Source organism: Amycolatopsis sp. CA-161197 (genome assembly GCF_050942255.1).
Taxonomy (GTDB): Bacteria; Actinomycetota; Actinomycetes; order Mycobacteriales; family Pseudonocardiaceae; genus Amycolatopsis.
The window spans coordinates 82,454-97,720 of the sequence record NZ_CP192059.1; the positions used below are offsets into that span (position 1 = coordinate 82,454).

Below are 15,267 nucleotides of genomic sequence, written 5' to 3' on the forward strand. Positions count from 1 at the left end.
TTGACCTCAGCGTCGTGCGGTGCGAACCTCAGGCTACTGGTCTGACCAGTGTACTTGCTCAGTGTAGCGGCCGAGGGCCCGTCACAGGAGGCTGAATGAGAGCCCGGCTCCACCTCGCGGCGCTGGCGGTGCTGCTCGCGGCGTCGGCCTGCTCGGCCGGCTCCAGCGCGAGCGTGTCGAGCGGTCCCGACACGCTGTCGGTGGGTTTCACGGCCGAGCCCGCGAACTTCGACTTCACCCACGCCGACGGCGCCGCCATCCCGCAGGCCTTGCTGTACAACGTCTACGAGGGTCTGGTGAAGCTCGACGCGCAGGGCCGGATCGTGCCGCTGCTCGCCAAGTCGTGGACCGTGAGCCCCGACCGCAAGACCTACGACTTCCAGCTGCAGCCGGGCGTGAAGTTCAGCAACGGCGCGCCGTTCACCGCGTCGGACGTGAAGTTCTCGCTGCTGCGCGTGAAGACCGACTGGACGATCTCGATCAAGTCGGCCATGGACGTGGTCGACCACGTCGACGTCGTCTCGCCCGACCACGCACGCGTGGTGCTGTCGAAACCCAGCAACGGCTGGCTGTTCAGCCTCACCAGCCGCCTCGGCGCGATGTTCAGCCCGACCGGGGTGGCCGACCTGGCGAACAAACCCGTGGGCACCGGGCCGTACGAAGTGGCCTCGCGCCGGCGCGGGGATTCGATCGTGCTCAAGGAGAACCCGGCCTACTGGGGCCGCAAACCCGCGTACTCCACGGTGGTGCTCAAGTACATCGCCGACCCGACCGCGCTCAACAACGCCCTGCTCAGCAACGGCATCGACGTGATCTCCTCACTCACCTCGGCCGACTCGATCCCGCAGTTCCAGGGCGACGACCGCTTCACCGTGCTGCAGGGCACCACCAACAGCGAGGTCACGCTCGCGTTCAACAATCGAAAAGCGCCGCTCGACGACCCACGCGTGCGTCAGGCCCTGACGTACGCGATCGACCGGAAAGCCGTGCTGGACCTCGTCTTCAACGGCCGCGGCACCCTGATCGGCAGCATGGTCCCGCCCACGGACCCGTGGTACGAGGACCTTTCCGGCGTCTACCCGTACGACCCGGCGAAGGCGAAGCAGCTGCTCGCCGAAGCCGGTGTGAAGAACCTCAACCTGCGGTTGCGGATCCCGAACCTGCCCTACGCCGTGTCGGCCGCGCAGGTGGTGCAGTCGCAGCTGGCCGACGTCGGCGTGCGGACGACGATCGAGCCGCTCGACTTCCCGGCCGTGTGGCTCAAGCAGGTGTTCACCGACCACGACTACGACCTGTCGATCATCCAGCACGTGGAGGCCCGCGACATCACGACGTTCGGGAAACCCACGTACTACTGGGGTTACGACAGCCCGCGCGTGCAGCAGCTGCTCGCCGAGGCCGACAGCGGCACGCCGCAGCAGCAGGTCACCGACATGAAGCAGGTGGCGCGGCAGCTCAACACCGACGCCGCGGCCGACTGGTTGTTCCTCTACCCCAACGTGATCGTGGCGAAGAACAAGGTCACGGGATTCGCGAAGAACCAGGTCAGCGAGTCGTTCGACCTCACGGGGTTGAGGCCGGCATGACGGTGAAGGTGCTCCGCCGCGTGGCGATCCTCGTGGTCAGCCTGTTCGTGGCGTCGATCGTGGTGTTCCTGTTCATGGCCGTGCTGCCGGGCGATCCGGCGCAGGTCGCGCTCGGCGTCAACGCGACTCCGGAGCTGCTGGCGAAGACGCGCGCGGAGTTCGGCATCGACCGCTCGCTGGTGACGCAGTACTTCAGCTGGATCGGCGGGGTGCTGCACGCAGACTTCGGTCGCTCCTACGTCACTCGCGAAGCCATCGGGCCGCAGCTGCTCGACCGGCTCGGCGTGACGTTGTGGCTGGTCGGCGCCGGCATGGTGGTGGCGCTCGTGATCGCGGTGCCGGTGGGGATGTTCGCGGCCGTGCGGCACCGCAAGCCCAGCGGGGTCACGGTTTCCGGGCTGTCGCAGATCGGCGTGGCGATCCCCGCGTTCCTCGCCGGGATCATCCTGGTGCAGATCTTCGCGGTGCAGCTGCGCTGGCTGCCGAGCGGCGGGTGGACGCCGCCGGACCAGGATGCGGGGCAGTTCGTGCGCGGGTTGATCCTGCCCGCGTTGTCGCTCGGGTTGGTGCACGGCGCGGTGCTCACGCGTTACGTCCGCTCGGCCGTGCTCGACACGCTCGGACAGGACTACTTGCGCACGGCGCGGTCGAAAGGCCTGTTGCCGGCGCAGGCGTTGCGGCGGCACGGGTTGCGCAACGCGTCGGTGCCCGTGGTCACGGTGCTGGGGCTGCAGCTCGCGACGCTGCTGATCGGCGCGGTGGTGGTGGAGCGCGTGTTCGTGCTGCCCGGCCTGGGCAGCATGCTGCTCGACGCCGTGTCGTCGCGCGATCTGCTGACGGTGCAGGGGATCGTGTTGGTGCTCGTGGCGGGAGTGCTGTTGGTGAACTTCGTCGTGGACGTGCTCTACACGGTGCTCGACCCGAGATTGCGGGGTTCGTGATGACCACGCTCACCCCGGTGCGCAACCGCAGCCTCGTGCTCGGCGCGGTGCTGGTGGCGCTCGTCGTGCTGGCCGCGCTGGTGTCGTTCGTGTGGACGCCGTACGACCCGGTGCAGGTCAACGCGGCCGACAAGCTGCTGGGCTTCTCGGCCGAGCACCTGTTCGGCACCGACAAGTTCGGCCGTGACGTGTTCAGCCAGATCATGGTCGGCGCGCGCACCACGTTGTACGTCGGTGTGGTGGCCGTCGGCATCGCCGCGGTGATCGGCACGCCGCTGGGTGTGCTGGCGGGGCTGGCGCCGCGGTGGCTGGGCGAGTTCGTGATGCGCGTGAACGACCTGGTGCTGGCGTTTCCCGCGCTGCTGCTGGCGATCATGTTCGGCGCGGTGTTCGGCGCCGACACGCTCACGGCGATGATCGCCATCGGCATCGCGACCATCCCGTCGTTCGCGCGGATCGCGCGGTCGGGCACATTGCAGGTGGGCAGCAGCGAGTTCGTGCTCGCAGCGCGCGCGGCCGGGCGCTCGCGCGGGAACATCGCCGTGCGCCACGTGCTGCCGAACATCTCGGGCCTGCTGATCGTGCAGTCGTCGGTGTCGTTCGCGATCGCCGTGCTGGCGGAGGCGGCGCTGTCGTTCCTCGGCTTCGGCACGCGGCCGCCGACGCCGTCGTGGGGCCGGATGCTCCAGGAGTCGCAGGAGCTGTTGACCAGCCACCCGCGGCTCGCGCTGGTGCCGGGCGTCGCGATCGCGGTGGCGGTGCTCGGGTTCAACCTGCTGGGCGACGGCTTGCGCGACCGGCTCGACCCGCGATTGGCGGCCCGCGCATGACTCTCACGGTGCAAGACCTGCGGGTCGCTGACCTGGTGCGGGACGTGTCGTTCTCGATCGGCGCGGGCGAACGCGTCGGGCTGATCGGCGAGTCGGGGTCGGGGAAGTCGCTCACGGCGTTGTCGATCATGGGGCTGCTGCCGGACGAGCTGCGCGCGACGGGTTCGGTGCGGTTGAACGATCGCGAGCTGCTGGGCGCGTCCGAACGCGAGCTGTCTCGCTTGCGCGGCAACGGGTTGTCGATGGTGTTCCAGGAGCCGATGACGGCGCTGAACCCGGCGATGCGCGTGGGCCGGCAGGTGACGGAGCCGTTCCGCGTGCACGGCCGGCGCGGGCGTCCGGCGGAGGAACTGCTGGCGGCGGTCGGGCTGCCGGGCACCGCTCGGGCGTACCCGCACCAGCTTTCGGGCGGACAGCGGCAGCGGGTGGTGCTGGCGATGGCGCTGGCCAACGAGCCGTCGCTGCTGATCTGCGACGAGCCGACGACGGCGCTCGACGTGACGGTGCAGGCGCAGATCCTGTCGTTGATCAAGGGTTCGTTGTCTGCTGAGGCCGCGTTGCTGTTCATTACGCACGACCTGGCGGTGGTGGCGGCGGTGTGCGAGCGGGTGCTGGTGATGCTGGACGGGGAGATCGTGGAGCGTGGCTCGACGCCATCGGTGCTGACAGCACCGCAGCATGAGTACACGAAGGCCTTGCTGGCTGCTTCGGATCTCGACGCGGTTGGGGGGTCCAGGGGGGCTCGCCCCCCGGCTGGGGTCTGGGGCTCGGCCCCGGAGGATGGGGCGTTGCGATGAGTCCCGTGATCGAGGTCCGCGACCTGACGCGCGTGTACAAGCGCCGCGATGTCCAGGCGTTGCGGGGCGTGAGCTTCGACGTCGAGGCCGGTCAGCGGTTCGGCATCGTCGGTGAGTCGGGGTCCGGGAAGTCGACTTTGGTGCGGCTGCTCGCCGCGCTGGACCGGCCGACGTCGGGCACGGTTTCCTTCGCCGGGCAGCGGATCGACACCCTGCCGGAGCGGAGGCTGGGGTTCCTGCGGTCGTCGCTGCAGATCGTCTTCCAGGACCCGATGGGTTCGCTCGACCCGCGGATGCGCGTGCGGGACATCATTTCCGAGCCGCTGGGGCGGCGTTCGCCGCTGCGGGTGGCCGAGCTGCTGGAAGCCGTCGGCCTGCCCGCCGATGCCGCTTCGCGTTACCCGCACCAGTTCTCCGGCGGTCAGCGCCAGCGCATCTCCATCGCCCGCGCCCTGGCGCCGAACCCGAAAGTGCTGCTGGCCGACGAGCCGGTGAGCGCCCTCGACGTCTCCGTGCGCGCCCAGATCCTCGAGCTGCTGGCGCGCCTGGTGGCGGAGTTCTCGTTGACGCTCGTGTTCGTCTCCCACGACCTCGGCGTGGTGCGGCACGTGTGCGACCGCGTCGCTGTGATGCGGCGCGGGGAGATCGTGGAGATCGGCGCCGTCGAGGAGGTCTACGGAACACCGCAGCACGAGTACACCCGGGAACTGCTGGCGGCCGCGCCCAACCTGCGCGCCGAGCTGGCCCGGCTGAGTGGAAGGCCGAGCGGAGGGAGTGCGGATGCCTGAATACCCTGAAGGACTGCCGATCGGCGCCGGCTGGGTGTCTGTTTCGGACACTTCGGACGTGGTTTTTCCCTACGACGGCAGTGTGATCGGGTCTGCGCCGGTTGGCACTCCCGACCTGGCGACCCGGGCGATCGACGAGGCCGTGGCTGTCGCACACGAGGTCGCGGCTCTTCCTTCGCGGACGCGGCGGCAGCTGCTGAACGACGTGGCCGCTGCGCTGCGGTCGCATCGGGAGGAGTTCGAACAGCTTCTGGTCCTGGAAACCGGAAAACCACTGGTCGACTGCCGGGTCGAGGTCGCGCGCACGATCGTCACGTGGGAAGTGGCGGCCGAGGAGGTGTCGCGCCTGCACGGCGAAACCGTGCCCCTGGACCTGCTCCCTTCGGGCGACGGCCTCGTCGGCTTCTGGAAGCGCAAGCCGATCGGCGTTGTCGTCGGGATCGCGGGCTTCAACTACCCAGTGCTGCTGGCTTCGCACAAGATCGCGCCGGCCATCGCGGCCGGCTGCCCGGTGGTGGTGAAGCCCGCTCCGCAGACGCCGTTGGCCACGTTGTGGCTGGTCCACCTCGTCCGCTCGGTGGCGCCCATCCCGGCCATGGTGCAGCTGGTCACGGGCGACGCCGCGGTCGGGTCCGCGCTGGTCACCGACCGCCGCGTCGGCGCGGTGTCGTTCACCGGCTCGGCCGCGGTGGGTCACCAGATCGCCCGCGACGCCGCTCCGACCAAGGCCCTGCTGGAGCTGGGCTCGAACGCGGCTCTGGTGGTTGCTGAAGACGCCGACCTCGAAGCCGCCGCGGACGCCGTGTTGCGCGGAGGGTTCTACGCGTCCGGCCAGGCGTGCATCTCGGTGCAGCGGGTGCTGGTCGTTTCGTCGGTGGCTTCGGACTTCACCGCTCGCGTCCTGGCTCGCCTCGGTGAAGTCGTCGTCGGCGACCCGCGCGCGGAGACCACCCGCGTGTCCAAGCTGATCGACTCCCGCTCCACGGACCGCGTCGTCGAGTGGGTCGACAAAGCGACCGTCGCCGGTGCCCGCGTGCTGGCCGGCGGCTCGCTGGTCGACGGCGCCCTGGAACCGACGGTGCTGGCCGACGTCCCCGACGGCGTCGAATGCTGGGACGAGGAGATCTTCGGCCCCGTCGTCTGCCTCCGCACGGTGTCCGATGTGGACGCTGCCTTCGCGGCCGTCAACGCCTCCCGCTACGGCCTCCACGCCAGCGTCTACAGCCGGTCCCTCAGCACCGCCTTCCGCGCGCTCGACGAGCTGGACGTCGGCGGCGTCGTCGTGAACGAGGTGCCCGGCTTCCGCTCCGACACCATGCCGTACGGCGGCGTCAAGGACTCCGGCATCGGCCGCGAAGGCCCCCGCTTCGCCGTGGAAGAACTGACCGTGACCAGGATGGCGGTGCTGCGCCCGTGAGCTACGAAAACCTCTTCCGCCTCGACGGCCGCCGCGCCGTCGTCCTGGGTGGCGGCAGCGGCATCGGCCGCGAAGCCGCCCGCGCGTTGGCCGCGCACGGTGCCCACGTGATCTGCGCGGACCGTGATGTCGCCGCCGCGCGCGAGACGGGCGTGGCCGAGGCGTACGAGATCGATCTCCTCGAACCGGGCGCCGTCGAGAAGGCGGCCGCGGAGCTGGGTGAGCTCGACGTCGTCGTTCTCACCGCCGGCGTCAACGTCCGCAAGCGCCTCCTCGACTACACCCGCGAGGAGTTCGACCGGGTCGTGGAGCTCAACCTCGGGGTCGCGTTCGAGGTGGTGCGCGCGTTCGGCGGGCCGATGGTCGCGCGCGGCCGCGGCAGCATCATCGGGTTCTCCTCGATTCGCGGCACGACCGTCGAGCCGGGCCAAGGCCCGTACGCGGCGACGAAAGCCGGCCTCGTGCAGCTCTTCCGCACGGCCGCCGCGGAGTTCGGACCGAGCGGCGTCCGCGTGAACGCCATCGCGCCGGGTGTCGTCGAAACCCCGCTCACCGCGCAGATCAAGCAAAATCCCGGTTGGTACGACGCCTACGCCACCAAGGGCGCCCTCGGCCGCTGGGCGCGCGCCGACGAGCTGGCCGGCGCCGTGGTGTACCTCGCTTCGGACGCTTCGACGTTCGTCACGGGCTCCGTGCTCGCCGTCGACGGGGGCTGGACCGCCGTCGACGGGCGTTTCGAACCACCCGCTTCGTGAATCGGAGGTAACGATGGAGCTGGCCGATCTGACCGCGGTGGACCTGGTCGCGGGCTACCGCGCGGGCACGGTGTCGCCCGTCGAGGCGACCGAGTCCGTCCTCGCTCGCATCGAGGCGCGCGAGCCGCAGCTGCACGCCCTGTACGCGTACGACGCGGCTTCAGCGCGCTCCGCCGCGAAGCAGTCCGAAGCCCGCTGGCACGCCGGCGAACCACTGGGCCCGATCGACGGCGTTCCCTTGACGCTGAAGGAAAACATCGCCACCCGCGGCACGCCCGTCCCGCTCGGCACCGCCGCCACGGCCCTCACCCCGGCCGCCGCCGACGCCCCCGCCGCCGCGCGCGTCCGCGAGTCCGGCGCCGTGCTGCTGGCCAAAACGACCATGCCCGATTACGGCATGCTCACCTCCGGCCTCTCCAGCTTCCACACCGCCACCCGCAACCCGTGGGACCTCTCGCGCACGCCCGGCGGCTCCAGCGCCGGCGCCGCCGCGGCCGCCGCGTCCGGCTACGGTCCCCTCCACGTCGGCACCGACATCGGCGGCTCCATCCGCCTGCCCGCCGGCTGGTGCGGCCTCGTCGGCCTGAAGCCGAGCTTCGGCCGCGTGCCGGTGGACCCGCCGTTCCTCGGCCGCGTCGCCGGCCCGCTGACCAGGACCGTCGCCGACACCGCGCTGCTGATGGGCGTCCTGTCCGCCCCCGACCCCCGCGACCACCTCAGCCTCCCGCCGGCCACCCTCGACTGGGCCACACCGGCCGGTTCGCTGCGCGGCCTGCGTGTCGGCCTCCACCTCGACCCCGGCGTCGGCCTGCCCGTCGACCCGCAGATCACCGCCGCCGTCACCGCGGCCGCCACCCTCTTCGAATCCGCGGGCGCCGAGATCTCCCCGGTCGACCCCTTCCTCACCCGCGAACTCCTCGACGGCCTCGACGTCTTCTGGCGCGTCCGCGCCTGGTCCGACCTGCTGGCGCTGCCGGAAGACCGCCGCGCCCGCGTCCTGCCCTACATCGCCACCTGGGCCGGGTCCGCCGCCTCGGTCTCAGCCCTCGACACCTACCGCGGCTTCGCCTGCATCGACCGCATCAGCACCGCGGCACTGCACGCCACCTCGCTCTACGACGTCGTCCTCTCGCCGGTGTGCGCCGTCTCCGCCCCCGCCTTCGACGCCGCTTCCCCCACCAACGACCCGGCGCGCCCCTTCGAGCACATCCCCTTCACGATGCCCTACAACATGTCCGGCCAGCCGGCTATCGCCCTGAACTGCGGCTACACGTCGGACGGCATCCCGATCGGCCTGCAGATCGCGGGGCCCCGCTTCGCGGACCTGGCCGTCCTGCGCGCGGCCGCGGCGTACGAAGAGCTGCGGCCGGAGCAACGACCCTGGCCGGTCGGCTGACGACCGACCGTCCACCTGGGACTCAGCTGCCGACCGCCTCGGCCAGCGCCAGCACCCGCTGCGCTTCCTCCACGTGGAGGTTCTCGATCATCCGCCCGTCCACCGTCACCACGCCGCGGCCGGCCGCGCGGGCCTCGTCGAAGGCCGCGATCACGCGGCGCGCGTGGTCGACGTCCGCGGCGGACGGGGAGAAGATCCGGTTGCACGGCTCCAGCTGCGACGGGTGGATCAGCGTCTTGCCGTCGAAGCCGAAGTCGCGGCCCTGGCGGCATTCGGTCTCGAAACCCGAAGCGTCCTTCACGTCGTTGTACACGCCGTCGAGGATGACCTTGCCGGTCGCGCGGGCGGCGAGGACGGCGGCCGACAACGCGGAAAGCAGCGGCCAGCGGCCCGGGATGAAGGCGGCGTGCAGCTCCTTCGTCAGGTCGTTCGTGCCCATCACGAGCACGGTGAGCCGGGGCGACGCGGCGGCGATCTCCTCCGCGTGCAGGATCGCGACGGGCGTTTCCAGCATCGCCCAGATCTTCGTCGTCTCGGGCGCGCCGCCGAGCTCCAGGGCGCGCTCGATGTTGTGCACCTCGCCCGCCGAGTTCACCTTCGGCACGACCACGGCGGCGGGGCCGGCGGACGAGGCGGCGCGCAGGTCGGCGTCGTGCCACTCGGTGTCGAGACCGTTGACGCGGATGGCCACCTCGCGCGTCCCGTAGTTCCCGAGCGCGGCACACACCCGCTCGCGCGCGGCTTCCTTCGCGTCCGGCGCGACGGCGTCCTCGAGGTCGAGGACGAGCGCGTCGGCCGGCAGGGTCTTGGCCTTCTCGAGCGCGCGTTCGTTGGCGCCCGGCATGTAGAGCACCGATCGGCGGGGCCGGATCTGCGTCATGCTCGCTCCTCACGCGACTGGACTCGAGGGGACTCGACGAGTCGTCAAACCCTAATCCGGGCCCGTGTGACACCGCTGCGGCGAAGGTCACCGCCAACCGGGTGACCCCCTCCCACCTGCGACGTCCACAGTGGAACACCGTCCGGTTGCACCAAACGGCGTAACGCATTGGACTCTTTGCCACGCGGGCGTTCCGGTCCGTGGGTAGCCGTTCGTAGGCGGTCCGTAACGCCACTCATCCCCGGCTCACTCGCTTGGCGGCACCGTCGGGCCGAAGTCCACCGACCGCCTACCGACCGGTCACCGACCGCTGAGCGCCGCCGATCGCAGCCACTCGCGCAACGTGAAGACCCCGTGCCGTCGCACTGGTACTCAAGTCATGTGCCCGTTTCACAAGGCACACAGGGGTACAGGTTGTTGAAGGAGGCGGACTCGTGGCGGCTACACCTCAGAACACCGAGCGCTCGACGGTCGCCGGCGGCGCGAAGCGCAGCCGGTCGATGCCGAGCCGGGTGGTGCCGCCGATCGAGCTCCCCGCGAGCGTCGACGAGCTGGCGCGCAAGGCCGCGGCCCTTCTGGGCTGGAACGGCGTTGTGCTGCCCGAGGCGACCCTGCTCGGCCGCAAGGTCAGCATCGTCGCCCGGCTTCGTACCGACGTGCACGCGGAGCGGATCGCGATGGGTGTCGGTCCCGTCGCCGATCGCGCCACCGTCGACTGCTGGACCTGGCCAGAGCTGGCTGCGACCGCACCCGCGCCGGCCGCCGAGATCATCGGCGTCCTCGCGGTCGCACGGCACTGGCGGACCGCGATGGCCTCCGCGGTTCCGTTCGCACGTTACGGCGAGGCCGCGATGGTTCTCCCATCGCCTGCCGTACTGACGGAAGACTACGTGGCGAACTGCCTGCCGCGCGCTCGCGCGTACGGGCTCGGCATCGCCACCGCCGACCCCCACGCCCAGGTCGACCTCGACCTCGAGGGCCGCACCGAGCGCATCCTCCTCGCCGAGGACCCCGTGTCGCGCTGGGTCAACGAAATGGCGTACGACCTGCTGCTGCGCACCGCCGAAGTCCCCGCCGACGTCGACTGACCTGCATCGGGCCCCGGACCGGACTACCGTCGGGATCATGCGAGTCGTCATTGCCGGTGGACACGGCCAGATCGCCCTTCGTCTCGAGAAGCTGCTGTCCGAGCGGGGTGATCAGCCCGTCGGGATCGTGCGCAACCCCGATCACGAGGGCGACCTGCTCGCGGCCGGCGCCGAGACCGTGGTGCTCGATCTGGAGCAGTCCGATGTGGACGCGGTCGCCGAGGTCCTCCGCGGGGCCGACGCGGCGGTGTTCGCCGCGGGCGCCGGGCCGGGCAGTGGCGAGGCGCGCAAGGACACCGTCGACCGCGCGGCCGCGGCGCTGTTCGCCGAGGCGGCCCAGAGCGCGGGCGTCCGGCGGTTCATCCAGATCGGTTCGATGGGCGCCGACACTCCTGACGCACCGGGCCTCGACCCGGTTTTCCGCGCGTACCTGCACGCGAAGGCGGCGGCGGAGGAAGACCTGAAGGCCCGCGATCTCGACTGGACGATCCTGCGTCCCGGCGCGCTGACCAACGAGTCCGGCACCGGCAACGTCAAGATCGCCCCCAAGACGGGCCGCGCCGCCGTGCCGCGGGAAGACGTGGCCGCGGTGGTCGTCGCCCTGCTTGACGCGCCGTCGACCGCGCGCCGCACCCTTGAGCTGATCTCCGGTGAGGACACGATCCCGGACGCGATCTCGGCCCTCTGACCTGCACCTCTAGGATTGGATCCGTACCCACCGGACCAGTCGAACGGGGAATCCTTCCTTGCGGGACATCGCGGTTTTCAGCGGTAGCGCTCATCCCGAACTCGCGGCGGAGATCTGCACCCACCTCGGTGTGCCGCTGCTCCCGGTGCAAGTCGAACGTTTCGCCAACGACTGCCTCCAGGTGCAGCTGCAGGCAAACTGCCGCGAACGCGACGTGTTCATCATCCAGCCGCTGGTGAAGCCGGTGCAGGAGCACCTGGTGGAGCTGCTGCTGATGCTCGACGCGGCGCGCGGCGCGTCGGCGGCCCGCATCTCCGTGGTGATGCCGCACTACGCGTACGCGCGCTCGGACAAGAAGGACGCGCCGCGCATCTCCATCGGCGGCCGGCTCGTGGCCGACCTCATGGTCACCGCCGGCGCCGACCGCGTGCTCGCGATGACGCTGCACTCGCCGCAGGTCCACGGCTTCTTCTCGGTGCCCGTCGACCACCTGCACGCGCTGCACGAGCTGGCGCGCCACTTCCGGCAGTACGACCTGTCCAACGCCACCGTCGTCTCGCCCGACCTGGGCAACGCGAAGGAGGCGGCGCACTTCGCGCGGCTGCTCGGCGCGCGCGTCGCGTCGGGCACCAAGCAGCGCTACGCCGACGACCGCGTGGAGATCACGTCGGTGATCGGCGACATCACCGGCCGCGACGTGATCGTGCTCGACGACGAGATCGCGCGCGGCAGCACCGTGCTGGAGCTGCTCGACCGCCTGCGGGAGCTGAAGCCGCGCACGATCCGCGTCGCCTGTACCCACGGGTTGTTCGCCGACAAGGCGATCGACCGGATCGGCAGCCAGGAAGACGTGCTGGAGATCGTCTGCACCAACACGGTGCCGGTCGCGGTCGAGGAGCGCAGCGAGAAGCTGAAGATCCTGTCGATCGCGCCGGCGATGGCCGAGGCGATGCGGCGGATCCACAACGGCGAATCGGTCAGCTCGCTGTTCGAGCCGATCTAGGCCGGCCCGAGCACCCGGTCCAGGTACGTGTTGGTGAACGTGCCGGCCGGGTCGCACTCCTTGCGCACGCGCAGGAAATCGTCGAAGTGCGGGTAGCGCGTGCGCAGGGTGTGGGAGTCGAGGTCGTGCATCTTGCCCCAGTGCGGGCGGCCGCCGACCTGGGCGACGATCGCCTCGAAGCCCGCGAAGTACTCGCGGTAGGGCATGCCGACGAACTGGTGGATGGCGATGTAGGCCGAGTCGCGGCCGTTCGCGGTGGACAGCCAGATGTCGTCGGCCGCGGCCACGCGCACCTCGACGGGGAACATCACCGGGTTCTCGAGCCGCGGCACGAGCGCGCGCAGCTCGGCGAGCACGTCGAGCAGTGATTCACGTGGAACCGCGTATTCCGACTCCACGAACCGCACGCCGCGGTGCGTCACGAACACGCGGTGCGAGAGGTCGCTGTACTCGCGCGCCGAAAGCACCTGTGCGGCGAACCCGCCGAGCGGCTGCACGAGCTTCGGCACGGCGCGGCCGAGCCGGCAGATGCCGCCGAAGGCAACGTTCTCCGTGAGCTCGTAGTCCACGAACTGGCGCACCTTCGACAGGGGCTTGCGCTCGGTGCCGAGCGACTGCCGGTTGTTGCGCTTGACCAGGGCGTTCTTGCCGTAGGGGAACCAGTAGAACTCGAAGTGGTCGCACGCGGCGGCGAACTCGTCGAAGCCTTCGAGCACCTGCTCCAGCGGCTCGGGCCGTTCCTGCGCGGTCAACACGAACGAGGGTTCACACTGCAGGGTGACGGTGGTGATCACGCCGAGGGCCCCGAGGCCGACGCGGGCGGCGTTGAACAGGTCTGGGCGTTCGTCGGCGGAGCAGGTGACGACCGAGCCGTCGGCGAGCACGAGCTGCAGCCCGACGATCTGCGCGGAGATGCCGCCGAAGCGCGCGCCGGTGCCGTGGGTGCCGGTGGAAATCGCTCCGGCGATGGTCTGTGCGTCGATGTCACCGAGGTTCGTCATGGCCAGGCCGAGGCCGTCGAGCTCGGCGTTGAGCTGCTTGATCGTGGTTCCGGCGCGCACGGTCACGCGGTGCGTTTCGAGGTCGGCTGTCTCGATGCCGGTCCAGCGCGTGAGGTCGAGCGCGTCGCTGTGGGCGACGGCGATGGCCGTGAAGGAGTGGCCGCTGCCCCACGGCCGCACGCGGCGCCCGGCGTCGGCGATGCCGCTCACGACTTCGGCGACCTCCGCCGTGCTGCGGGGCCGGTGCACCCGTTGCGGGGAGGCCTTGGCGGTGCCGGCCCAGTTGCTCCACGGAGTCATCGCGCACCTTGTCGTCGCTGAGCTGAGTGTCGTTGAAGGTAGCTGGTGGAACAGTAAGTGAATGAGATTCGCGTTTCAAGCGTTGTTGTCGTACCGTAAGTCCGTGACCACCTCTCCGAACGGCTACGACCTCGCGACGAAGGACCTCGATCCGCCCTTCGCGATCGTCGACCTCGACGCGTTCGACGCGAACGCGGACGACCTGCTGCGCCGTGCCGCCGGCAAGCCGATCCGGGTGGTCAGCAAGTCGGTCCGGTGCCGCTACCTGCTGGAACGCGTCCTCGCGCGCGACGGCTTCGAGGGCCTGATGTGCTACTCGCTCGCCGAAGCCGTGTGGCACGTGGAGCAGGGCACCTCGCGCGACATCGTCGTGGCCTACCCGACGGCCGACCACGAGGCGCTGCGCCGCCTCGCCGCGTCGGACGAAGCACGCGCGGCCATCACGATCATGGTGGATTCCGCGGAGCACCTGGACCTCGTCGACGCCGCCCTCGGCCACGGCCACCCGGACATCCGCGTGTGCCTCGAACTGGACGCGTCGTGGCGTCCGCTGCCCGGCGTCCACGTCGGCACGCGGCGTTCGCCGGTGTTCACCGTGAAACAAGCCGTGTCCTTCGCCCGCGAAATCGCCGCGCGGCCGGGCTTCGTGCTCAAGGGCCTGATGGCCTATGAAGGCCAGATCGCCGGCCTCGGCGACGCGGCCGGCAGCGGCGTGTCCAACTCCGTGATCGGCTGGATGCAGCGCCGCTCGGCCGCCGAGATCTCGCGCCGCCGCGGCGCCGTCGTCCGCGCCGTGCGCGACATCGCCGACCTCGAGTTCGTCAACGGCGGCGGCACCGGCAGCATCGAAACGACCGGCGCGGAACCCGCCGTCACCGAAATCGCCGCCGGCTCAGGCCTCGTCGCGCCGACGCTGTTCGACGGCTACTCCCGCTTCCACCCGCGCCCCGCCGCGCTCTTCGCCCTGCCCGTCGTCCGCCGCCCGGCCCGCGACGTCGCCACGCTCTTCGCCGGCGGCTACGTCGCCTCGGGCCCCGCGGGCGCCTCGCGCGTCCCCTCGCCCTACCTCCCGGCCGGCCTGAAACTCCTGGGCTTCGAAGGCGCCGGTGAGGTCCAAACCCCGGTCACTGGCCCCGCCGCCCGCACCCTGCGCCTCGGCGACCGCGTCTGGCTGCGCCACGCCAAGGCCGGCGAACTCGCCGAACGCTTCGACACCTACCACCTCCTGCGAGGCGACCAACTCGACCGCACCGTCCCGACCTACCGCGGGGAACACAAAAACTTCGGCTGACGGCACCACCACGACCTGGAGCTCGTCCTCGTACACCACCCGCCCCGGCGCGGGCGACTCAACGCGCTCACACCCGACCCCGTGCGCGTCGAGGATCTCCAGGTACCCCCGCACCCGCGCGACGAACTCCTCCGCCCCCACCTTGAACCACGCCGCCGCACCGGGCCGCTCGTACACCCCGGGATCCGCCTTGGCGGGATTGGGGAAATTGGCGTCGTACCAATCATTCGAGGCCCGCCGGAACGCCTCCTGCTCCTCGGACAGCCGCCCCGCCTTCGCGAGCCCATTCACCAAGCCGAACACGCCGGTGAACCCATCCCGCCCGTTGCGGGTCGTGCTCTGAAACCTCACGAACACCACAACCGCCCCCCGCTCCGCGCCGCCGAAAAGTCGCCTGGCTCCGCGCCGGCTACACCTCCACTGGCCGTCGCTCCGTCGCGCCGATGTACCAGCCCTCCGCCCCGCAGCGCCGCCGGCCAACCCCCCAGCAACAACCCTGTTGCCCG

Annotated in this window: 14 protein-coding genes; 12 read left to right on the forward strand and 2 right to left on the reverse strand. The window is 70.7% G+C overall.

Annotated features, from left to right (window positions below; translation table 11 throughout):
• Nucleotides 1–95: 95 nt before the first annotated feature.
• Genes ACQPXB_RS00425 through ACQPXB_RS00460 form a run of 8 tightly spaced genes read left to right on the forward strand, consistent with a single transcriptional unit; the run spans nucleotide 96 to nucleotide 8,510 of the window.
• Nucleotides 96–1,586 (forward strand): ABC transporter substrate-binding protein, encoded by a 1,491-nt coding sequence (locus ACQPXB_RS00425; protein ID WP_432849073.1) that lies wholly within the window; start codon nucleotides 96–98, stop codon nucleotides 1,584–1,586.
• The gene (locus ACQPXB_RS00430; protein WP_432849074.1) at nucleotides 1,583–2,527 is read left to right on the forward strand and encodes an ABC transporter permease; all 945 of its coding nucleotides are present in this window, start codon (nucleotides 1,583–1,585) and stop codon (nucleotides 2,525–2,527) included. Before ACQPXB_RS00425 ends, ACQPXB_RS00430 begins: the two co-directional genes overlap by 4 nt.
• On the forward strand, nucleotides 2,527–3,357 hold the full coding sequence (locus ACQPXB_RS00435) for an ABC transporter permease (protein ID WP_386943774.1): 831 nt from the start codon (nucleotides 2,527–2,529) through the stop codon (nucleotides 3,355–3,357). The genes ACQPXB_RS00430 and ACQPXB_RS00435 overlap by 1 nt, the downstream gene beginning before the upstream one ends.
• Entirely contained in the window at nucleotides 3,354–4,154 is an 801-nt protein-coding gene (locus ACQPXB_RS00440) for an ATP-binding cassette domain-containing protein (protein ID WP_432849075.1), read from the forward strand. The genes ACQPXB_RS00435 and ACQPXB_RS00440 overlap by 4 nt, the downstream gene beginning before the upstream one ends.
• The gene (locus ACQPXB_RS00445) at nucleotides 4,151–4,942 is read left to right on the forward strand and encodes an ABC transporter ATP-binding protein (RefSeq protein WP_366586050.1); all 792 of its coding nucleotides are present in this window, start codon (nucleotides 4,151–4,153) and stop codon (nucleotides 4,940–4,942) included. The genes ACQPXB_RS00440 and ACQPXB_RS00445 overlap by 4 nt, the downstream gene beginning before the upstream one ends.
• A complete protein-coding gene (locus ACQPXB_RS00450; protein ID WP_432849076.1) occupies nucleotides 4,935–6,359 on the forward strand; it encodes an aldehyde dehydrogenase family protein in 1,425 nt (474 codons plus the stop codon). The genes ACQPXB_RS00445 and ACQPXB_RS00450 overlap by 8 nt, the downstream gene beginning before the upstream one ends.
• Nucleotides 6,356–7,114 (forward strand): SDR family NAD(P)-dependent oxidoreductase, encoded by a 759-nt coding sequence (locus ACQPXB_RS00455; RefSeq protein ID WP_366586054.1) that lies wholly within the window; start codon nucleotides 6,356–6,358, stop codon nucleotides 7,112–7,114. The genes ACQPXB_RS00450 and ACQPXB_RS00455 overlap by 4 nt, the downstream gene beginning before the upstream one ends.
• Nucleotides 7,115–7,127: 13 nt before the next feature.
• On the forward strand, nucleotides 7,128–8,510 hold the full coding sequence (locus tag ACQPXB_RS00460; RefSeq protein WP_432849077.1) for an amidase: 1,383 nt from the start codon (nucleotides 7,128–7,130) through the stop codon (nucleotides 8,508–8,510).
• Between the two features lie 22 nt (nucleotides 8,511–8,532).
• Here ACQPXB_RS00460 and ACQPXB_RS00465 read toward each other — a convergent pair whose 3' ends face one another.
• Nucleotides 8,533–9,390 (reverse strand): HpcH/HpaI aldolase/citrate lyase family protein, encoded by an 858-nt coding sequence (locus ACQPXB_RS00465; protein WP_432849078.1) that lies wholly within the window; start codon nucleotides 9,388–9,390, stop codon nucleotides 8,533–8,535.
• A 434-nt stretch (nucleotides 9,391–9,824) separates the two neighbouring features.
• On the opposite strand from ACQPXB_RS00465, the gene ACQPXB_RS00470 reads away from it, so the two are divergent.
• From ACQPXB_RS00470 to ACQPXB_RS00480, 3 genes are read left to right on the forward strand one after another with little or no spacing between them, the layout of a single operon-like run.
• A complete protein-coding gene (locus tag ACQPXB_RS00470) occupies nucleotides 9,825–10,478 on the forward strand; it encodes a hypothetical protein (RefSeq protein ID WP_366586060.1) in 654 nt (217 codons plus the stop codon).
• Between the two features lie 37 nt (nucleotides 10,479–10,515).
• Nucleotides 10,516–11,166, forward strand: a complete 651-nt coding sequence (locus ACQPXB_RS00475) for an NAD(P)H-binding protein (RefSeq protein ID WP_432849079.1) — start codon at nucleotides 10,516–10,518, stop codon at nucleotides 11,164–11,166.
• Between the two features lie 58 nt (nucleotides 11,167–11,224).
• A complete protein-coding gene (locus ACQPXB_RS00480; protein WP_366586064.1) occupies nucleotides 11,225–12,169 on the forward strand; it encodes a ribose-phosphate diphosphokinase in 945 nt (314 codons plus the stop codon).
• Here the strand turns inward: ACQPXB_RS00480 and ACQPXB_RS00485 are convergent.
• Nucleotides 12,166–13,470 carry a D-arabinono-1,4-lactone oxidase gene (locus tag ACQPXB_RS00485; protein WP_432849080.1) on the reverse strand — a complete coding sequence of 435 codons (1,305 nt, stop codon included), beginning with the start codon at nucleotides 13,468–13,470 and terminating at the stop codon, nucleotides 12,166–12,168. The genes ACQPXB_RS00480 and ACQPXB_RS00485 overlap by 4 nt on opposite strands.
• Nucleotides 13,471–13,531: 61 nt before the next feature.
• Here ACQPXB_RS00485 and ACQPXB_RS00490 point away from each other — a divergent pair, with 61 nt between their 5' ends.
• Nucleotides 13,532–14,761: an amino acid deaminase/aldolase gene (locus ACQPXB_RS00490; protein WP_432849081.1), complete on the forward strand. Its 1,230-nt coding sequence runs from the start codon at nucleotides 13,532–13,534 to the stop codon at nucleotides 14,759–14,761.
• Nucleotides 14,762–15,267: the final 506 nt, after the last annotated feature.

What these genes read in the sequence shown, in the direction of transcription:
- ACQPXB_RS00425 (WP_432849073.1), top strand. Translation starts at nt 96, where the DNA reads ATGAGAGCCCGGCTCCACCTCGCGGCGCTGGCGGTGCTGCTCGCGGCG.
- ACQPXB_RS00430 (WP_432849074.1), top strand. Translation starts at nt 1,583, where the DNA reads ATGACGGTGAAGGTGCTCCGCCGCGTGGCGATCCTCGTGGTCAGCCTG.
- ACQPXB_RS00435 (WP_386943774.1), top strand. Translation starts at nt 2,527, where the DNA reads ATGACCACGCTCACCCCGGTGCGCAACCGCAGCCTCGTGCTCGGCGCG.
- ACQPXB_RS00440 (WP_432849075.1), top strand. Translation starts at nt 3,354, where the DNA reads ATGACTCTCACGGTGCAAGACCTGCGGGTCGCTGACCTGGTGCGGGAC.
- ACQPXB_RS00445 (WP_366586050.1), top strand. Translation starts at nt 4,151, where the DNA reads ATGAGTCCCGTGATCGAGGTCCGCGACCTGACGCGCGTGTACAAGCGC.
- ACQPXB_RS00450 (WP_432849076.1), top strand. Translation starts at nt 4,935, where the DNA reads ATGCCTGAATACCCTGAAGGACTGCCGATCGGCGCCGGCTGGGTGTCT.
- ACQPXB_RS00460 (WP_432849077.1), top strand. Translation starts at nt 7,128, where the DNA reads ATGGAGCTGGCCGATCTGACCGCGGTGGACCTGGTCGCGGGCTACCGC.
- ACQPXB_RS00465 (WP_432849078.1), bottom strand. Translation starts at nt 9,390, where the DNA reads ATGACGCAGATCCGGCCCCGCCGATCGGTGCTCTACATGCCGGGCGCC.
- ACQPXB_RS00475 (WP_432849079.1), top strand. Translation starts at nt 10,516, where the DNA reads ATGCGAGTCGTCATTGCCGGTGGACACGGCCAGATCGCCCTTCGTCTC.
- ACQPXB_RS00485 (WP_432849080.1), bottom strand. Translation starts at nt 13,470, where the DNA reads ATGACTCCGTGGAGCAACTGGGCCGGCACCGCCAAGGCCTCCCCGCAA.
- ACQPXB_RS00490 (WP_432849081.1), top strand. Translation starts at nt 13,532, where the DNA reads ATGAGATTCGCGTTTCAAGCGTTGTTGTCGTACCGTAAGTCCGTGACC.